An 18,891-nucleotide genomic window follows, 5' to 3' on the forward strand; every position below is an offset into this window, starting at 1 on the left:
GGTGCTATGCCCGCGCATTTCTGAAGAACTTCATTTTCCCCGGACAGCAGTGGGCATCTGCGGGAATGACGGTTCTGGAGAGATTTTCCCGGCGCGGATGCCGCGAGCCGTGTGATCATTGGGGTTCCCGTTCGCTCACCCCGACCTATGCACCGCGTTATTGCTCTTGCACCGGCTCTCCCAATCGATAAAACATCCGCGCCATATAAAACAGCGCCAGGCATCGCCAGATCACATGCAACAGCAGCACCTTGTTCGCGGTGGTGCCGAATTCCGCCTGCGAAAACTGCAACAAGTCGTACGGCAATGCCAGCAGCTGATAGATGATCAGCACATACAAGGCCAGCTTGCCCGGACGCAGCCATAACCAGGTCAAGCCGATGGCCAGCCATGCGATATCAATCAGTACCGGGTTCGCCAGCTGGCGGCTCATCACCGCGCCGACGACAAACCAGGTCAGATGACCGGCCTGCACGCAGAACGCCGGCAGTGCGATCTGCTTGCGTTCGCTGAAAACGTTCCGACCCACCAGCCACACGAAGGCCGTGGCCACCAACGGCACCAGCAGATTGATGCCGCTGTACATGCCGACGGCCCAGCCGCCCACCGCAGCAACAATGCTTGCGACCTTGGTGGAGGTGCCGATGGCATCGTCACGTGTCGCTGCGGACCGCTTGGTGCGCATGGATTCTTCAGGATTCATCGAGATCCCCTGTAGGCGCAACGCGGCCGGATCGGGCGGAAAGGATCGCGTGCGCTGTTCCGAGCTTAATGCCACGGCTTGTAAAATAATTGTCTACGGCGTCCGGGTCGCCTTGCGCATTCGCCATGGCCACGTAGGTGTCGGGTCGAATCAGGTAAAGCGCATCGCGCGCCAGACCCGCTTCACGACAGGCCGGTTGCCAGTCGAAGACATGCAACGGCAGTTCATGCCGCTCGCACCACTCGCGCAAAGGCGCGTTCGCCTCGCCATACACGTGTACTTGCCAGGCCATGGCGGCAAGGCTGGAAAAATTGTCGCCATTGCCGGTGGCCACCCATGGCAGGCGATCGCCGCCGTGTACGTCACCGGCAGAACCTTCGTTCAACGGGCATCCGCGGTAGTTCAAGGTGATTTGTGACACCATGCGAAACAGAAACTCGCGCATGCCCTCGAAATGCAGCGCCGCAGGCAGCACCAGCGGTGCCAGCCGCGTGCGCACGATATCCGCCACGCGACCTTCGGCGGTGGCGAAGGTAAACACGCGATCCGTCGTGGCCACCAGGCGACGGGCAAAGCCGATGCGTTCGGCTTCATAGCTGTCCAGCACGGCGTCCGGCGCGTGGCCGTGGATGGCCGCAGCCAGTTTCCAGGCAAGATTGATCGCATCGCCGATACCGGTATTCATGCCTTGCCCGCCGGCCGGGCTGTGGATGTGCGCGGCGTCGCCGAGCAGAAACGCGCGGCCATGGCGGAAATGCTCCGCCACGCGATGATGCACGCGGTAGGTGGAAAACCAATGCACCTGTTTGACCGTGACCTTCAAATGCTCGATGGCGCGTGCGCTCACGTCTTCGAAGCGCAGCGTTTCGGCATGTTCCGCGCGCTCGTCGCGCACCGTGCCGATCAGGCGCGCACGGCCTTCGCCGGCCAGGGGAAACACGGCCAGGAAATCCGCCTCGTCCAGGTCGATATGGAACTGTCCGTCCATCGACGGCCCGGATGCGTCCACGTCGGCCACGTAGAACACTTGCTTGTACGTGCCGCCAGGAAACTGCGTGCCCAGCGTCTCGCGCACCCGCGAGCGGGCGCCGTCGCAGCCGGCCAGATAGTGCGCTTCCCACGCTTGTTCATGGCCATCGGGACCACGCAGCGTCGCCAGCACCTGGTTGCCGTCGTCGGTAAAGCGCAGCAGTTCCGTTCCACGCTGCACCGATACGCCCAGTTGCTGCAGCCGCTCGATCAGCAAACGTTCGTGCTGATCCTGGGGAAAGATATGCAGGAAAGGGAACGGCGTGAGCTCCGAGCCGATCGTCTCGAACGCCACTTGCGCCTTGCGTCCACCCTTCACCCACAGGTTGACGGCCGGCACCTTATGGCCACGGGCCACCACGGCGTCGGCCAGATCCAATTGCCGATAGAGCTCCAGCGTGCGCGCCTGCACGGCGAGGGCACGCGATGTCGTACCCGGCGCGGAGGTCTTGTCGACGATATGTACGTTTACGCCGAGCCTGGTCAGCCAGAGCGCCAGCACCAGGCCGGTCGGGCCTGCTCCGCTGATCAGCACATCGCAGCGCATCGTGTGCACCTCGTGCTCCTAAGGCGCGAACCGCGCCTGCCGTCACTCGATTTCCAGCTTCTAGCCTACTCCATAGATCGAGCGAATCGGATCCTGTCCCGGTGCTGCCTGTTCCAATTTGCGACGTAGATTCTTGATATGGCTGTCGGTGGTGCGATCCGTGACGACGCGGTGATCAAGATACAGGTTGTCCAGCAGCCGATCGCGCGAGAACACGCGGCCGGGATTGGCCGCCAGCGTTTTCAGCAGGCGGAATTCCACCGGTGTCAGCGCCAGCTCCAGCGGTACGCCTTGGAATACGGCCCCATGCGTTGCGAACGCCGAAGAGAATGAAGCCCCGACAACCGGGGACTGGTTGCCGGGGCTTCGTGGGTCCGATTCCCTTCTTGGAGGGAGTGCAGGAAACAGACCCGATGGTGACATGCTGGGATCATGTCACCTTGCATCGCCCCACACGCGATGCAAGACCTTGATGTGCTGAGCTTGCTATGAAGTTCGTGTGCGAAATGCATTCCGTGCATCAATGGCCTTGAACATCACGCAAGTGGCCTGTGTCGACAATTGGACGTCTAAATGTTTGATGCTTTTACTCCCTCTCCCCTCCGGGGAGAGGGTTGGGGTGGGTGGTGAATCTGGCCAAGACGTTTATCTTTAACCTCAAGGCCGTCATTCCCGCGAAAGCGGGAATCCCTCTTTGCTTTTGCGTCGGAGCAACATGGATTCCCGCTTTCGCGGGAATGACGGCCTTGGAGATACCGCAAATCTATGGAGAAGCCGTGCAGAAAAAGCCCGATACGACCGCGAATCGCCTCGGGTTTGTCTCATCAAACCTACCTGGCGCGATCAGCCTGCATCCATCGCCACGACGTCGCTCGCCGCCATGCCGAACGCCGGCGGCCGGTCTTCCGGCTTCGCCCCGAACGCCATGTTCGGCTTATCCGACATATGGAACTCCAGCACACCGCCGGCAGCCAGTTCCGCATGGCTGATCCAGCTCTTCGTCCATGGCTTGCCGTTCCACGTCACCGATTGGATATACGGACGGTTCGATCCATTGTTGAAGGCGCGAATCACCAGTTTGCGATCGCCGGCAAGCTTGATCTCGGCGTGGTCGAGCACCGGGCTGCCGAACACGTAATTCGTGCTCACCGGGTCGACCGCATAAAGGCCCAGCGCGCTCATGATGTACCACGCGCTCATCTGGCCGCAGTCTTCGTTGCCGGCAAGGCCGTCCGGATCCGGCGGATACATCGTTTCGGCCAACATGCGTACGCGCGATTGCGTCTTGTAGTGCGCGCCGGTGTATGCATACAGATAAGCCATGTGATGGCTCGGCTCGTTGCCATGCGCATACTGTCCGACCATGCCGGCAATATCCGGCGGCGCATCCGGCGGCAGCTTGGAGCTGGTGGTGAACAGCTCATCGAGCTTGCGCTCGAATGCGTCAGGGCCGCCGAACAAACCCATGTACGCGTACAGGTCATGCTGGTTGAGGAAAGTAGCCTGCCAGGCATTCGATTCGGTGAAATCGCGCCATTCCTTCGAATGGCCCATGGCGCGCGGATTGAACGGCTCCAGCCATTCGCCGTTTTCGCCGCGCGGGCGCACAAAATCGAGCTTGGTGTCGAACACGTGGCGGTAATTGCGCGAGCGCTCGCGCAGCTTGTTCGCCAGTTCCTTCTCACCCGCTGCATCGGCCATGTGCGACACGGCCCAGTCGTCGTAGGCGTACTCCAGCGTCTTGCTGACGGCTTCCGGTTCCTTGTCGCTGGGGATGTAGCCGAGCTTGCGGTAGTAGGCCAGGCCGCGGTAATCGTCTTCCATCGCGCGCTTGCGATAGATCGGCCAGGCCTTGGCGTAATCGATGCCGGTGAAGCCTTTCGCCTGCGCTTCGGCCAGCACCACCGCCGAGTGGTAACCGATCATGCAACCGGTTTCCACGCCTTGCAGCGGCCACACTGCCGGACCTTGCGGGCTTTCTTCCGCCATGCGCACCAGGCAATTGAGGAAGTCCGGCACGCGCTCGGGCTGGTACAGCGTGTACAGCGGATGCAGGGCGCGGTATGTGTCCCACAGCGAATAGGTGCTGTAGTTATTCTGGCCCTGCGCCAACTGATGGATGGCCAGATCCATGCCGCGATAGCGGCCATCGACGTCGCTGAACAGCGTCGGCGCCAGCATGGTGTGATACAGCGAGCTGTAGAACACGCGCAGCGTGCGTTCCGAGGAGGATTCCACGCGTATGCGGCTGAGCTCCCGCTCCCATGCGTCGGCGGCCGCCTGCTGCAGTTGATCGAAGTCCCAAGCGGGAATTTCCGTATCGAGATTGCGCATGGCGCCTTCGATGTCCACGCCGGAAATGCCGACCTTTACCAGCACGGGTTCCTTGGCGACGTCGTCGATGCGCAGCACCGCTTTGAGGTGCGTGCCCTTGAGTTCGCCGGTGCCGGTAGGCGCCGCCACGTCATCCGAATAGAGCGTGGCGTGCGAGAACGGACGCGACACTTTCATCGCAAAGTAGATGTAACGCCCATCCGCCCACTGATGCACGCGCCGGCTGCCGACCAGCGTATCGTTGCCGACCAGCTTGAGCTGCGCATCGGTCACCTTGCAGGGCACTTTGTAGTCGTCGTGGAAGCCGTGCGCCCAATCCACCATCAAATGCCCGCTGCCGGCACCGTGGAAGGTGTAACGGTGCAGGCCCGCGCGCATGCTCGCGGTAAGCTCCGCGCGAATGTCGTGATCGGTCAGGTGCACGCTGTAATAGCCCGGACGCGCATGCTCCGCGTTGTAGCGCGAGCGATAGCCGCGGCCGGGGTGCGCCTGGTTGTGTTCGGTCAGCAGTGGCCCGGAACTGGCCACGCCATCGAAGCGCGAGTGGTAATTCTTATCGGGCAGGCCGCGATCGCCGGGCTGCAGCAGCACCTCGCCTTGCGCCGGCATCACCAGCACATCGAGCATGTCCGCCGCGCCGGTGCCGCTCAAATGCGTGTGCGAGAAGCCCATGATCGAACCGTCGCCCTGGTGGTAGCCGGACGACGCGTCCCAGCCGGCGTCATTCGTATCGGGGCTCAGCTGCACCATGCCGAACGGCATCGATGCGCCTGGATAGGTATGCCCGTGGCCGCCGGTGCCGACGAACACGTCCACATAGCGCGACACGCCACTGGCTTTGGATGCCGCGCCGCCGGCTGCCCCCGGCGCTGCGCCCGGATTCTTCGCCAATCGCGCCAGCGCAGGCAGCGGACCGCCCAACGCAGCCGCCGCCCCCAAGCCCTGCAGGAACCTTCGACGTGACACCATGTTGCTACTCCCCAGATTTCTCGTTGTCGTGGAAGCAAAGGCGTCAGCGAAACGCTTGCGGGATCATTGCCCCGAACGCGTGCAAAACGCACTCACTTGGTAAGGCCAAGGCCTGGCTGATTGGGCCCAAGGCTACCGAACGACTGTAAACGAAAAATTTGTCTCGATCCAAATTTTTCTTCGTCGACGTTAATTACTTGATTTGGCAATATTTATTTGAAAATTTGCGGCAACGCAAAAATGCACGCACAGCGTTTATCGGTACTGTCGGCCCTTGTCCTGATAGGCCGGGGCCGCCCAGCACGAGACAGGCATCAAGCCACGGTATCGACAAACACACCGCGCAACCCGGTCACGCCGCTCTCACTCAAGTTGCGCGCCAACGTATTCAAAAACGAGGGCAAGCTCGGCATCGATCCGCTGGAAGCGTCGACGGACGACGAGCCAAGCGAGGTCCACAGGCCTTGCAATACCGTCGGCAAGCTGCTGGCGCCGCTTGCATGGGTGGCACTCAAGGCTTGCGCGAGATTGGAGGAGGACGCCGCCACGCTCCGATACTGCTGGATCGGCTGAGTCGCGTTTTCCCGCGGAGAAAGCGGGGTGGATGGCGTATCGCCGGCCGTGATCGTATGGCTTGCACCACCGGTCGCGGGAGCGGCGTCAATCAGCCCGAGTTGCGTCAGCGCGGATGCAATCGCCGAAGCCAGCGGTTCCGCGACGGTGGTCGACGAAGTCGTCGAGACCGCAGGCGCCGGCGGCGACGATCGCCTGCCATGGTCGAAGTGGCTTGAAAAAAAGCCAGTTATCGGCGGCGAACTGCTGATGCTTGGCACACCCACGACAGCCGGTCCCTTATGAACGGTGAGCGCTTTGCCCGTGCGCCTTGCCGCGTGTGTTTACCCACTCGCGGCAAGAAAAACAGAGAGATATATGCCCCGCTGCAGAATATAGCGCACCGGGGGGCTTGCCATAAGTCCCGGGTCCTGCTGCAGCATCGCCCGCCGTTGCCGGAGCCAGCGAAAAAGCGGGAGTCGTGAGATGGCCAGACATGCAGTGGTGATCGTCGGAGCAGGTCCAACAGGGTTGATGTTGGCCGCCGAGCTGGCGTTGGCACAGATCGACGTCGCCATAGTCGAACGGCGAGCCAGCCAGGACCTGGATGGCTCGCGCGCCGGTGGCCTGCACTCGCGCAGTATCGAAGTTCTCGATCAACGGGGTATCGCCGATCGGTTCCTCTCACAAGGAAAAACGTATCCGTTCCTGCACTTCCACACGCAACTGGATATCAGCGATTTTCCCACCCGGCACAACTACGTGCTTGGGTTATGGCAGAAGCACATCGAACGTATCCTCGCCGATTGGGTGGGCGAGCTGGCCGTGCCCATTTATCGCGAGCGCGAAGTAACCGGTTTCACGCAAGACGATACTGGCGTCGATATCGAGTTATCCGATGACGGCTCGCTGCGCGCGCAATATCTGGTCGGCTCCGATGGTGGACGCAGCCTGGTGCGCAAACTGGCCGGCATCGAATTTGCCGGATGGGAGCCGTCGATAAGCTGGTTGATCGCCGAGGCCGAGATGGCGGAAGAACCCGAGTGGGGCATCCGCCATACCGACGCCGGAATGCAAGCGATCGGCAAGTTGGAAGATGGACGCGCACGCCTGGTGCTTACCGAAGCGCAACTAGGATCCGGTGACGAACCGACGTTGTGCGATATCCAGGAAGCGTTGATCTGTGTTTATGGGACCGATTACGGCATCCATCGTCCCACCTGGATCTCGCGATTCACGGATATGACTCGCCAGGCCGTAGCCTATCGCGATCGACGCATTTTGCTCGCCGGCGATGCCGCGCACGTGCATCCTCCCGTCGGCGGCCAAGGACTGAACATCGGCGTGCAGGATGCCGTGAACCTGGGTTGGAAGCTGGCGCAAGTCATCAAGCGGATATCGCCGGAAAGCTTGATCGATACCTATCACGCCGAACGCCATCCGGTGGGTGCGCGCGTGCTGCACAACACGATGGCGCAGACGGCGCTTCGCCGCAGCGATGCACGCAGCAAGGCGCTGGGCGACGTGTTTGCCGAACTGGTTGGGATGGACGAGCCGCGCAAGCGATTGGCCGGCATGATGTCCGGTTTGGACGTCCATTACGACTTCGGTGAGGGGCATCCGCTGCTGGGGCGGCGCATGCCGGATCTCGATGTGATGGTCGCAGATGGACCGGTGCGGATTTTTACGCTGCTGCATGATGCCAGGCCCGTACTGATCAACTTCGGCAGTTCGGGCGATATCGACATCGCGCCATGGGCAGATCGTGTGCAGTTGGTCGAAGCCACGTACACCGGTGCGTGGGAGCTACCGGTGATCGGGCAGGTTGATGCGCCTGCTGCGGTGTTGATTCGGCCCGATGGTTATGTGGCGTGGGGAGGAGAAAAGGCGCACGCAGGATTGGTGGATGCGCTCACGGCTTGGTTCGGGTTACCTGCGTAACTAAGTATGGACTGACCAACCTCAATGCAAATGCCGCAAAAAATCCATCTCCGGCCGCGGCTGCCCAAGCAGGTAACCCTGCACGAACGAACACCCAAGCTCGCGCAGCACGGCCAACTGGCCATCCTGTTCCACCCCTTCCACGATCACCGTCAGCCCCAGCGAGCGCGCCATGCCGATCATCGATTCCAGCAAGCGGCGCGTCTGCACGTCGACGTCGATGCCGCTGACGAAGCTGCGATCGATCTTCATGGTGTCGCAAGGCAGCAGGCTGACGTGGCTCAGCGAAGAAAAACCGGTGCCGAAATCATCGAGCGCCACGTGGATGCCCAGCGTGCGCAGCGACTGCAAGGCGGCGCCGCAGGAAAGCATGTCGGTGACATACAGGCGTTCGGTCAGCTCGATCGCCAGATGCTTGCGCACCGACTCCTGCAGGTTGCTGGTGAGAATGTCCATCAGCCGGCCCGATGCAAGGCTGCGCGCCGTGACATTCACGTGCAGCCGGAACGACGGTGGCAGGTTTTCACCCCACGCTTGGAGACTGGCGATGGCATGTTCCATCACCCATGCATCGACCCGGCACATCAGTGGCGTGTGCTCGATGGCCTCCAGAAACTGCCCGGGCACAAGCACGCCTTGTTGCGGATGGTTCCAGCGCAGCAGGGCTTCGGCACCTACTGGTGATTGCTCGTTCTGCACGGCAAAGATCGGTTGGAAGTAAAGCTCCAGTTCGCCACGCTCAAGCCCTTCTTCCAGTTGCTGATGAATGGTCAGCGCAGTGCGGGTTCGTGTGCGCAGCGCGGGGTCGGCCAGGATGACGCGCTCGTCACTGAGCGGATCGGTGCGGGCTGCCTCGTTCATGGCCAGCCGCAGCAGTTCGGCGGCCTCGACCGGCGCGGTTTCGGCCGGCCAAACGGCAATGCTGGCGGTGAGCGCATGCACCGAACTGAGCGACGGCGATGGCGCATGTGGCGACATGCCGAGTACCGCCTGCACTTCGAGGATCAGTTGCTGGTCGGGCAGCACATCGGGCACCAGCCAGCCCAGCATGTTTTCGGCGACGCGCGCGACCGTGTCGACTTGCTCCCACTTCGCCTGCACGTGCGCCGCCAGCCGGCGCAGCAACGCGGCGGCTTGCAGCTCGTCCGTGCCGAGCGCGATGTTGGCATGGTTGTTACATGCCACCGCGACCAGCGCCAAGGAGCGGCCAGCGGCCATGATGCGTTCGGTGCGTTCCAGGAGCGCGGCGCGATTGGGCAATTGGGTTTGCGCATCGAAGTGGGAAAGAAACGTGTGCTCGACGGCACGCAGGCGGCGGCGCTCCAGCACCGCCGAGATGCGTGCGCGCAGCAGCGGCATCAGCACCGGCTTGGCCAGGTAATCCTCGGCCCCCAGCTCGATGCATTGGGCCGCCATCTCCAGCGTATCGTGCGCGGAGATCATCAGCACGGAGATATCGCGCAACTGGTCGTCCGCGCGCATCGCGCGCAGCACCGACACGCCGTCGGAACCGGGCATCATCACGTCCAGCAACATGATGTCCGGTGGCTGCCGCAACGCCTCGGCCAGCCCGATCTCGCCGTCGCGCGCCTCGCTCACATGTTGGAAGCCCAATTGCTTGAGCCGCTTGCGCAACATGAATCGGCTGTTTTCGTCATCATCCACGATCAGTATTCGAGCATCCGGGCTCACGGTGCGCTGTCCTCCAGATCGGGGCTGTCGTGTTTGATCACGCGTTGCAGCGCGTCCAGCAGTTTCGGAAACTCGATCGGCTTGGGCACGAACGCATTGGCGCCGGCCTGCATCGCCTTGAGGATGTCGTCCTCCATCACGTGCGCGGAAAGCACGATCACCGGCACGTCGCTGGTCAGCACGTTGGCGCGCAGCTTTTGCAACACTTCCAGGCCGTTGATGCCGGGCAGGTTGATGTCCAGCAACACCGCGTCGGGACGTTTCCACACCGCTGCGATCAGCGCCTTTTCGCCATCCTCGACATGGCGTATTTCGATGCCATGCCGCTGCAAGCGGCGCCCCAGCATGAATGCGTTGTCGTCGTCGTCCTCGACGTAGAGCACGGTGGTCATGTTGCTCCCCTTACGTCCGGTTCGTCGGTATCTGCAACTTATCCAGCAGGCGGTGGACGTGATACACCACGTCGACATGGTTGGGAGCGTCCTTGCGGACCAGCATCACCGCACGCTCATACAGATTGCGGGAGATTTCCGGCGAAATATCCGCCGCGGTCACCAGCATGATCGGTACCGGAGCCAGCATCGGATCGGTGCGCATGGCCTCGATCACCGCCAGGCCGTCCATGCCGGGCATGACCATGTCCAGCAGCAGCAGGTCCGGCGGACGGTTGCGCATGATGCTCAGCGCATGCTCGCCGTTGGGGGCGGTATCTACCTGGTGGCCGGCCTGGCGCAGCATGTTGGCAATCGAGTCGCGATAGAAATCATCGTCGTCCACCACCAGCAGCGAACTGCTGGTTGCGTTGCCGACGAAACGCTGCACCAGGTGGCTCAGGTGTTCGCGATCGAACGGCTTGGTGAGATGTTCAACCACGCCGAGCACGCCGGTGCGCTGGTCCGGATCGGTGACTGTGCAAAGAATGACCGGCAGCTCGGCATGATCCGGATCGGCGCGGATGGCGGCGAGTACGTCCCAGCCCGTCATGTCGCCGAGCAGGATGTCCAGCACCATCACCGCCGGCCGCAGCGAACGCGTCAGCGTCAACGCCTGTTCGCCGGAAGATGCACTGACCACGTTGATGCCGTCGCGCTCCAGCGCATTGCGCACCAGCTCGCAGGCATCTTCGTCGTCGTCCACCACCAGCACCACCGGATTGCGTCCGGATGCAGGCTGCGGCGCAAGCGTGGCCAGGGCGGGGTGTGCTTCGGCGCTGCTGACGTCGCCGATCGGCAGCGTCACAGTGAACACGCTACCGGATTGGATATCGCTGCTTACGCTGATGTGCCCTTCCATCAGTCCAAGTAGTTGCCGCGAGATGGTAAGACCCAGGCCGGAACCGCCGAAGCGGCGCGCAATGGAGCGATCGGCTTGCTCGAACGGCTCGAAAATGCGCTGCAACTGCTCCGGCGTCATGCCGATGCCGGTATCGGCCACCACGATCTGCAACTGCTCGTGCTGGCTGGAAACCTTTACCTTCACCTCGCCATTGCGTGTGAACTTGATCGCATTGCCGATGAGGTTGAGGACGACCTGGCGCAAGCGCGTCACGTCGACGCACACCGAATCCACGTCGGGTGCGATCTCCAGCAGCAGTCTGTTGCCGTTGGCCTTGGCCAGCGGTTGCATGGAATTGATGATGGTGTCCAGCAGCGTCTGCACATGGACCACCTCGGTGTGCAGTTCGATGCGACCGGACTCGATGCGCGAGATGTCCAGAATGTCGTTGATCAGCGAGAGCAGGTGCCGTCCGGCATTGACCACGCGCTGCATGATCTCGGCGGTTTCGCGGTCCTCATGCTCCTCGGCTTGTTCGAAAGTCAGTTCGCTCAAGCCGATGATGCTGTTGAGCGGCGTGCGCAGTTCATGGCTCATGTTGGCCAGGAACAACGATTTCGCACGGTTGGCGGCCTCGGCTTCCAGCTTGGCGATGCGCAGCTCCTGCTCGGTGTGCATGCGTTGCGTGATGTCCATCGAGATCACGCCCACGCCGGCGACGGCATTGCGCTCATCGGTTATCGGGAAGCGCCGGGTCAGCAAGGTGTAGGAACCGCCGAGGTAGTTGACCTGTTCTTCATAGGCCGTTACCCCGTGTCCCTGGATGACCTCGCGATCGTGCTTGCCGATCAGCTCGGCCGTTTCGGGCGTGGCCACCGTGTCGATCTTCTTGCCCAGCAATTCATTCGCGGGGCGCCCCATGAGGTTTGCCGCTGTGTCATTGACGCGCAGGATGTGGCCCTGCTTGTCCTTCACCTTCATCGCCACATTGGAATGCTGGAAAAAGTCTTCCAGCAGATGCGCATTGGCGCGGATCTCCTCGCGCTGGATCCGCACGCGCCGGTAAAGAAGTATCAGCCCCACGGCCATGATCACCAGCAACAGCAGCGCGCCGATCAGCAGGTATTCGCCGTCCCGAATATCGGTTTGCGCGGATGCATCAATGGGCGCCTTCGCCAGCAAAGGCATGCTGACAGACAGCAACACGGCTCCCACCGACTTGGCCGCCCTACCGGCCGACGTAGGTAGTTTCATAAGGCTAGTCCCCTCTACCCGCATGGTTCGTCCCTCTGCGCGGGATGGCGCTGCTGCGCCAGCCGTGGGACATGTTATCCCTTATCGAGAAGACTGTAGGAGGTTTGTGAATAATCACGCCGTCATCGCGGCGTTTGCATCGATCTGATAACCGGTGCGTGAAGGCGACGTGAAGAAACCAGCTGCTCGTGGAAGGGAGATTACGGCCAGCATGTCGGCTGGCATGACAGCCCGGCATCGACACCCGCCATCCCCAGCCTATGTGCGTTCCGGTGCTTAGCGCAGCAGCTCGGGATGCTTGCGTTGAATATCGACGATCAATTCGCCAAATAGAGTATTCGCCCACGCGAACCAGCTACGCGTGAATGTAGCCGGATCGTCCTGGTCGAACGACTCATGCATGAAGCCGCTGCCGGCATCGGTATCGCGCAGCCATGTCAGGCATTGCCGGATTTCCGCAACGTCCAGGCTGGTCTGCGCATACATCATGATCGACATCGGCCAGATCATGCGCAGCCCCTCGTGCGGTCCGCCGACGCCTTCGGCCGCCTTGCCCCGGAAGAAATAGGGATTGCGCGTGCTCCACACCAGTTCACGCGTACGGCGGTACAGCGGATCGTTGCGATCGCAGCAGCCCAGATAGGGCAAGCCGAGCAGGCTGGGTACGTTGGCATCGTCCATGAACAGCTGATTGCCGAAACCGTCGATTTCATAGGCCAAAAAGGCCTGGCCATTGGCATCGTGCATGCGGCCATCTTTCTGCACTGCCTGTTCCACTTCGTTCGCCAGCGCTTCGCACTCCGCGGCGAAGCCGTCGTCGTGATGCACGGCGCGGCTCATCGTTGCCAACTGGCGCAACGACAGCACGGCAAACAGGTTGGATGGCACGGAAAGCGGATACAGGCAGGCATCGTCGGACGGGCGGAACATGGAATGGATCATCCCGTTCGGACGCGTGGGGTTGCCGTAGCCGCCCAGCATCAGCGACTCCGTCGGCACTTCCGACATGCGCTGGAAGTGATACGGGCCGTGATCGTGCTTGCGCTGCTGCTCGCGAAAGGTCTTCAGCACCAGGTGCATGGCGGTGCGCCAATCGTCATCGAACGGCTCGGTGTCGCCGGTGGCCTGCCAATAACCGCGGGCAAGGCGAATGGGATAGCAGAGCGAATCGATTTCCCATTTGCGCTCGCCCACGCCGGGTTTCATATCGGTGTTGTCATGCACCGACCATTTCAGCGGCTTGGCATGCGGGTCGGGCATGAAGGCGTTGGCGTACGGATCGATGCGGATGCAGCGCGCCTGGCGGCGGATCAGGCCACGAAACAGTCGTTGCAGCGCCGGATCGTGCCTGGCCAGGGGGATGTACGGCACGACTTGCGCGGAGGAATCGCGCAGCCACATCGCGTCGATGTCGCCGGTGATCACGAAGGTATCCGGCTTGCCGTCGAGCGTGCCCAGTTCCACCGTGGTATCGAGTGTGTTCGGATAGCAGTTCTCGAACATCCAGGCGAGCTTGGGATCGGCGATGGACGCCTTGATGCTGGCCAGCTGTTGCTCCACGGCCGGGCTGACGAACTTGCGCTTGGCGACGGGTGGTCGTTTGCTGGCGTAGTTCGACGGAGCGCCAGCAATGACGGGCAGGGCTACGCCAGTCATGCCGGCGGCCGTGGCGGTGCTGACGAATTTGAGGAAATCGCGGCGTGTGGGCATGGCCTCGAAATATCTCCTTTATCGAAATCGTCATTCCGGCGAACGTGCCGGAACGACGAGTAAAAATAGGATGTGAAAACCAGGCATTTACCGAGCGGGTTTCATCACACCCGCCAAATCCTGCACCCGCAACGCGTGCTGCAACTTCTCCAGCCCTGCCTTGCTGTGCACCGTCAGCCTCACACTCTGCCCCGGCAACAGATCGAACGAGTTGTCCGACACATCGGCATCCAGGTCGCCAAACGACACCCACACATCGCGCGCCAGCGTGTCGCTCGACAAGGTCAAGGTATAGCCATCCGCACCGGCTGCCAGCGAGGCATGGATCTGCGGCACCGCCAGCGCCAGCGTCTTGGCTTCATCGAAGAACACCAGGTTGCGCGACACCACCTTGTCACCATCTAGCAATTCGAACACCGCGAAGGTGGCATGCGGATCGTGGCCGTCGAGCAGCTGCGCATCCGTATACGCCGCCACCTTGGTGCTGCTCAGCGCCGCGACATTGGCGGCTTCCTCATGCGTGCTCAGCACCTTGCCGGCGAAGTCCATCGTGCGCATGCGCCAGTGCAACGTCTTCGGCGTGGTGCTGTCGGAGACGAGCGAGACCGTCGTGCTGCCGTTATTGCGCAAGGCCGCGATCAGCAGCGGTGCATAGAAGCGCTTGGCATGGAACTGCAGCGCCTTCCAGCGGCCGAAATAATCGATGCTGGCCCACGAGGCGCCAGGCCATACGTCGTTGAGCTGCCAATACATGGAGCCCATCGCCTGCGGCCGCGAAGCACGCAGATGCTCGGCGGCCAACTGGATGCCCTCGGCCTGCATCACCTGGCTCAAGTACACGAACGATTCGAAATCCTTCGGATCGCCATAGCTGCGCGTGATGTACAGCAGCAGGCGCTTGTTGCCGTTGCCACTGTCGAACTTCTGGTGCGCGCGCATCACCGGCGATTCCGGCTGCAGGTCGCCCGGCTGCGTAAAGGCGCGGATGGTGCGCATTTCCGGGAACGACTGCAGGCCGTATTCCGACTGGAAGCGCGGCGTGACGTTGAGATACTCCGTCACCGGCTTGGCTTCGCCCGACCACACGTTCCAGTAGTGGTAATCACCATCATCGAGCACGTTCGCCGGGCCGTCGTAATCGGTGCTGGGCGAACTGGCCCAGTACGGCACGGCAGGGTCGTATTGCGTGACGACGTTGCGCAGCGTATTGCTGAACAGGTTGACCATGCCGGTCACCAGCTTCTCGCGCTCGTCGCCCGAGATGGCCTTCTTCAGCGCCAGGCGATCGCCCCAGCCATCCCAGCCGGTCTGCACTTCGTTGTTGCCGCACCAGAGCACGATGCTGGGATGATCGCGCAGGCGCTTCACCTGTTCGATGGCTTCTTGCCTGGTGTTCTGGACGAAGGTGACGTCGCTCGGCGGGATCGCACCGCCGAACATGAAGTCCTGCCACACCATCAGGCCGAGCCGGTCGGTCATCTCGTAGAACGCATCCGGCATGTAATAACCGCCGCCCCAGATGCGTACCGCATTCATGTTGGCATCGCGCGCGGATTGCAGCACGCGTTCCATCTGCGCGTTGGTGGCGCGCGGCGGAAAGCTGTCGAACGGGATCATGTCCGCGCCCTTGGCGAACACCGGAATGCCGTTGATCACGAAGGCGAAGCTCTTGCCCCAGGCATCTTTTTCGCGCCGCAGCTCGATCGTGCGCAAGCCGGTGGCGCGCTGCACGCTGTATAGCTGGGTGCCGCCATCGCGCAGGCTGGCCTTGAACGTATACATGTCCTGCGCGCCATAACCGGCCGGATACCAGCGCTTCGGGTTGGCGATGCGCAGCGGCACGCTTACCGTATTGCTGCCGGGATCGACGGTGACGTCCTGCTCCACGTGCGCGGCCAGCTGTCCATCCGGGCCGAGCGCATCCACGCTCACGTGCACGGTCTTGCTGGCATCGGCAAGTACTTCGAATTGCGCCGCCACGTGCGCGGCGCTGGCACTTACGTAGTTCTGCTGCACGTGGAAGCCATCCACGCGCAGTGCATTCCAGCTATCCAGATGTACCGGTTGCCAGATGCCTTCGGTGACGATGCGCGGACCCCAATCCCAGCCGTATTGATAGGCCGCCTTGCGCACGTAATTGGCGGTCTGCTTGCCTTTCGGCTCATCGCCGAAGGCGGAATCGAACTCGCCCGGCAGCGCATAAGGCTGCTTGAGCAGCCACGGCAGCAAGCGCTTGATCGGCGAGTACAGCCGCACTTCCAAGGTATTGCTGCCTGCGTGCAAGGCCGATTTCGCCGGCACGCGCCAGCGGCGGAACATGTTGTCCGCCGAGGTCAGCTTGTGGTCGTTGAGATAGACGTCGGCAAAGGTATCCAGGCCGTCGAACACCAGCTCCACGTGAGCGCGCGCCAGCGTGGCCTGGTCGACGTCGAAGATGGTCTCGTATTGCCAGTCGGACAGCCCCACCCACTGCACGCGCGCTTCGTTGTCGCGATAGTACGGATCGGGCAGCAGCTTCACCGCCATCAAGTCGGTCTGCACCGTGCCCGGCACGCTGGCGTTGTGCCAGCGCGTGGCGTCGTGGTGGTCCTTCGACTGCGCATCGCCTTCCAGCAGGCGGAAACGCCAGCCGCCGTCCAGGTTCTGCGAGGTGGTCTGTGCGTTGACGTTGCACGGTGCCAGCGGCAGCAACAGAAGTGACAGCAGGGCGATTTTCGAGAAACGCCGCGAGGCGCCTGCGGACAAGCGGATGGATTCAAGCATGCTGTTGGGCCGTCAAATGCGTGGATACCCGTTGCGCGGCGGCGGCTGGCGCCGTCTTGCGCACCCCATTTAAATCGATCTATATCAAACTACCCTAGCAGTTGCCTAGGGCGCCGCGCATGCCGCGGTGCAATAGCAAGGCAGACGCGGCAAATCGGCAACGCTTCCCGTGGCCGGTCAATGACGAGTGGCAAAGGCTTTCGGCGGACGCCTTCAGCGGCCGTCATAGGGTCGTGAATCTTATGCACGAGCGGCACTGCACCGGGCAAATTTCGTCCATACATCGTCATGGAAAAGTCTGGCGCTTCTTCACGCGGCCACGATGCTGGCGGTAGTAGAAAAGAATTCGACCAGGAGGCGCCTATGAACCCGCGCGCAGGTCTGCAAAGCAGCGTGCCAGGAATGCCGTTCCCCGCCAGCACATCCGTCGATACCGCCACCTTGGCCAAAGGCATCGAGGCCAGCAGCGTCGGCATCATCGTGACCGACGCCACCCCGGCACAGGCCGTCCTCTACGCCAACGAGGCCTTCCTGCGCATGACCGGGTACAGGCGCGAGGAAGTGCTCGGGCGCAACTGCCGATTCCTGCAGGGAAGCGACACCAGCAGGGAGGCCGTGCTCGAGATTGCCGACGCCCTGCGCGAACGGCGCGAGGTGTCCGCCGAGCTGCTCAATTACCGCAAGGACGGCAGCACGTTCTGGAACCTGCTGTACATCTGTCCCGTTTGCGACGACACCGGACAGGTCGCGTATTACTTCGGCTACCAGCGCGATATCTCGCAACGCAAGGAAACCGAGGAAGCCCTGCAGCAGGCCATGCGGCTGGAGGCGCTGGGCAAACTCACCGGCGGCGTCGCGCACGATTACAACAATCTGCTGCAGGTGATCCAGACCTCGCTGGAAATGATCGAAATCAGCGTGGCCAGCAACGAAGACATCGCGCACCGCACCGGCCGCACCATCGAAACCTGCCGGCGCGCCATCGACCGCGCCGGCATGCTCACCAAGCAGTTGATGGTGTTTGCCAAGCGGCAGGTCTTCGCTTCCCACCCGATCGACGTGAACCAGCTGCTGGAGCGACTGAGCAGCGTGCTGACACAGGCGCTGGGCGAGCAGATCCACGTCAACCTGCATCTGCAGCCGCAGCTATGGCATTGCGTGGCCGATCCCGCGCAGGCGGAACCGATCATCGTCAACATCGCCATCAATGCGCGCGATGCGATGAAAGGCGCGGCGGACCAGCGGCTGGACGTCAGTACGTTCAACCGCGAGCTGGCGCGCATCGAAGCCGCGCGGCGTAGCGTTGAGCCGGGCCGCTACGTGGAGATCATCATTGCCGACAACGGCCCGGGCATTCCGCACGACATCGTCAACCGCGTGCTCGATCCGTTCTTCACCACCAAGACCGAAGGCAAGGGTGTAGGCCTGGGCCTGTCGGTGGCATACGGCTTCGCGCGGCAATCCGGCGGCACGCTCTATGTGGAAAGCAAGGAAGGCGCGGGCACCTCCGTCCATCTGCTGCTGCCTTATATCGAGACACCGCAGCAGGAGCAGCCGCACGAAAGCTCCGTATCCGACACGCAACCACGCATCCTGCTGGTGGAAGACCGCAGCGACGTCGCCGCCACCACCAAGCAAATGCTGGAACTGCTCGGCTACCAGGCAAGCATCGCCAGCGACGCCGACTCCGCGCTGCAAATGCTCCGGCAGAACAGCAGCTACGAATTGTTGTTGTCCGACGTGATCATGCCCGGTTCGATGGATGGCATCGCACTGGCACGCATCGCCACCCAGCAACAGCCCCATCTCAAGGTACTGCTCGTCACGGGCTACGCCCAGTTCGACGACAAGCAGGACCTGGAATTTCCCGTGCTCAGCAAACCGTATCGCCATACGGACCTGGAGCGCAGGTTGCGGGAGCTGCTTTATCAGCGGGTAGTGGATGCGGGGTGAGGCGAGACCTGCCGGGTGAGCAAGCCGCATCCAGATACGATGCATTGCGTTGCCATACGGACGCCCAGGTTGCCGCCGCGCGCCACGCCGCCTGCTCGAATGCCGGAGTCGTCATGAGCCGCAAGGGAAGCGCCTGGTGAGCATCAGCTTGGTCACTAACGCCTTGCGT

At 62.2% G+C, this 18,891-nt stretch carries 12 protein-coding genes and 1 pseudogene; 3 read left to right on the forward strand and 10 right to left on the reverse strand.

Features of this window, described 5'->3' with window-relative positions:
• Window positions 1-157: 157 nt before the first annotated feature.
• The 5 genes and pseudogenes from V7M64_RS18470 to V7M64_RS18490 form a co-directional block, all read right to left on the reverse strand.
• Complete coding sequence (locus tag V7M64_RS18470; protein WP_333681178.1) at window positions 158-703, reverse strand: hypothetical protein; 546 nt, start codon at window positions 701-703, stop codon at window positions 158-160.
• Window positions 693-2,279, reverse strand: coding sequence for an FAD-dependent monooxygenase (locus V7M64_RS18475; RefSeq protein WP_333681205.1), 1,587 nt, complete (start codon window positions 2,277-2,279; stop codon window positions 693-695). Before V7M64_RS18475 ends, V7M64_RS18470 begins: the two co-directional genes overlap by 11 nt.
• A 60-nt stretch (window positions 2,280-2,339) precedes the next feature.
• Window positions 2,340-2,555 (reverse strand): annotated as a pseudogene (locus V7M64_RS18480) (winged helix-turn-helix domain-containing protein); the annotation flags it as partial.
• A 567-nt stretch (window positions 2,556-3,122) separates the two neighbouring features.
• Window positions 3,123-5,582, reverse strand: a complete 2,460-nt coding sequence (locus tag V7M64_RS18485; RefSeq protein WP_333681179.1) for a GH92 family glycosyl hydrolase — start codon at window positions 5,580-5,582, stop codon at window positions 3,123-3,125.
• Window positions 5,583-5,896: 314 nt separating this feature from the next.
• The gene (locus tag V7M64_RS18490) at window positions 5,897-6,130 is read right to left on the reverse strand and encodes a hypothetical protein (protein ID WP_333681181.1); all 234 of its coding nucleotides are present in this window, start codon (window positions 6,128-6,130) and stop codon (window positions 5,897-5,899) included.
• Between the two features lie 52 nt (window positions 6,131-6,182).
• Between V7M64_RS18490 and V7M64_RS18495 the strand changes: the two genes are divergently transcribed.
• Together V7M64_RS18495 and V7M64_RS18500 are read left to right on the forward strand one after the other, a co-directional pair.
• Window positions 6,183-6,440, forward strand: coding sequence for a hypothetical protein (locus tag V7M64_RS18495; protein ID WP_333681183.1), 258 nt, complete (start codon window positions 6,183-6,185; stop codon window positions 6,438-6,440).
• 180 nt (window positions 6,441-6,620) lie between these two features.
• The gene (locus tag V7M64_RS18500) at window positions 6,621-8,075 is read left to right on the forward strand and encodes an FAD-dependent monooxygenase (protein ID WP_333681185.1); all 1,455 of its coding nucleotides are present in this window, start codon (window positions 6,621-6,623) and stop codon (window positions 8,073-8,075) included.
• Window positions 8,076-8,096: 21 nt separating this feature from the next.
• Here the strand turns inward: V7M64_RS18500 and V7M64_RS18505 are convergent, their stop codons facing one another.
• The 5 genes from V7M64_RS18505 to V7M64_RS18525 all read right to left on the reverse strand — a co-directional run bounded on the left by V7M64_RS18505 (window position 8,097) and on the right by V7M64_RS18525 (window position 16,769).
• Entirely contained in the window at window positions 8,097-9,767 is a 1,671-nt protein-coding gene (locus tag V7M64_RS18505; RefSeq protein ID WP_333681186.1) for an EAL domain-containing response regulator, read from the reverse strand.
• Entirely contained in the window at window positions 9,764-10,159 is a 396-nt protein-coding gene (locus V7M64_RS18510) for a response regulator (protein WP_333681187.1), read from the reverse strand. The genes V7M64_RS18505 and V7M64_RS18510 overlap by 4 nt, the downstream gene beginning before the upstream one ends.
• A 10-nt stretch (window positions 10,160-10,169) precedes the next feature.
• The gene (locus tag V7M64_RS18515) at window positions 10,170-12,296 is read right to left on the reverse strand and encodes a response regulator (protein ID WP_333681189.1); all 2,127 of its coding nucleotides are present in this window, start codon (window positions 12,294-12,296) and stop codon (window positions 10,170-10,172) included.
• A gap of 276 nt (window positions 12,297-12,572) precedes the next feature.
• Window positions 12,573-14,006, reverse strand: a complete 1,434-nt coding sequence (locus tag V7M64_RS18520; RefSeq protein ID WP_333681190.1) for a glycoside hydrolase family 125 protein — start codon at window positions 14,004-14,006, stop codon at window positions 12,573-12,575.
• Window positions 14,007-14,093: 87 nt separating this feature from the next.
• A complete protein-coding gene (locus V7M64_RS18525) occupies window positions 14,094-16,769 on the reverse strand; it encodes a glycoside hydrolase family 2 protein (RefSeq protein ID WP_333681192.1) in 2,676 nt (891 codons plus the stop codon).
• A gap of 363 nt (window positions 16,770-17,132) precedes the next feature.
• Here V7M64_RS18525 and V7M64_RS18530 point away from each other — a divergent pair, with 363 nt between their 5' ends.
• A complete protein-coding gene (locus tag V7M64_RS18530; RefSeq protein WP_333681194.1) occupies window positions 17,133-18,722 on the forward strand; it encodes a PAS domain-containing protein in 1,590 nt (529 codons plus the stop codon).
• Window positions 18,723-18,891 lie beyond the last annotated feature (169 nt).

Origin of the sequence: Dyella sp. (assembly GCF_036746095.1) — a bacterium.
Taxonomy (GTDB): Bacteria; Pseudomonadota; Gammaproteobacteria; order Xanthomonadales; family Rhodanobacteraceae; genus Dyella_B.

Coding starts and splice junctions, on each gene's coding strand:
- V7M64_RS18475 (WP_333681205.1), bottom strand. CDS start 2,279: ATGCGCTGCGATGTGCTGATCAGCGGAGCAGGCCCGACCGGCCTGGTG.
- V7M64_RS18510 (WP_333681187.1), bottom strand. CDS start 10,159: ATGACCACCGTGCTCTACGTCGAGGACGACGACGACAACGCATTCATG.
- V7M64_RS18520 (WP_333681190.1), bottom strand. CDS start 14,006: ATGCCCACACGCCGCGATTTCCTCAAATTCGTCAGCACCGCCACGGCC.
- V7M64_RS18485 (WP_333681179.1), bottom strand. CDS start 5,582: ATGGTGTCACGTCGAAGGTTCCTGCAGGGCTTGGGGGCGGCGGCTGCG.
- V7M64_RS18530 (WP_333681194.1), top strand. CDS start 17,133: ATGAACCCGCGCGCAGGTCTGCAAAGCAGCGTGCCAGGAATGCCGTTC.
- V7M64_RS18525 (WP_333681192.1), bottom strand. CDS start 16,769: ATGCTTGAATCCATCCGCTTGTCCGCAGGCGCCTCGCGGCGTTTCTCG.
- V7M64_RS18515 (WP_333681189.1), bottom strand. CDS start 12,296: ATGAAACTACCTACGTCGGCCGGTAGGGCGGCCAAGTCGGTGGGAGCC.
- V7M64_RS18470 (WP_333681178.1), bottom strand. CDS start 703: ATGAATCCTGAAGAATCCATGCGCACCAAGCGGTCCGCAGCGACACGT.
- V7M64_RS18500 (WP_333681185.1), top strand. CDS start 6,621: ATGGCCAGACATGCAGTGGTGATCGTCGGAGCAGGTCCAACAGGGTTG.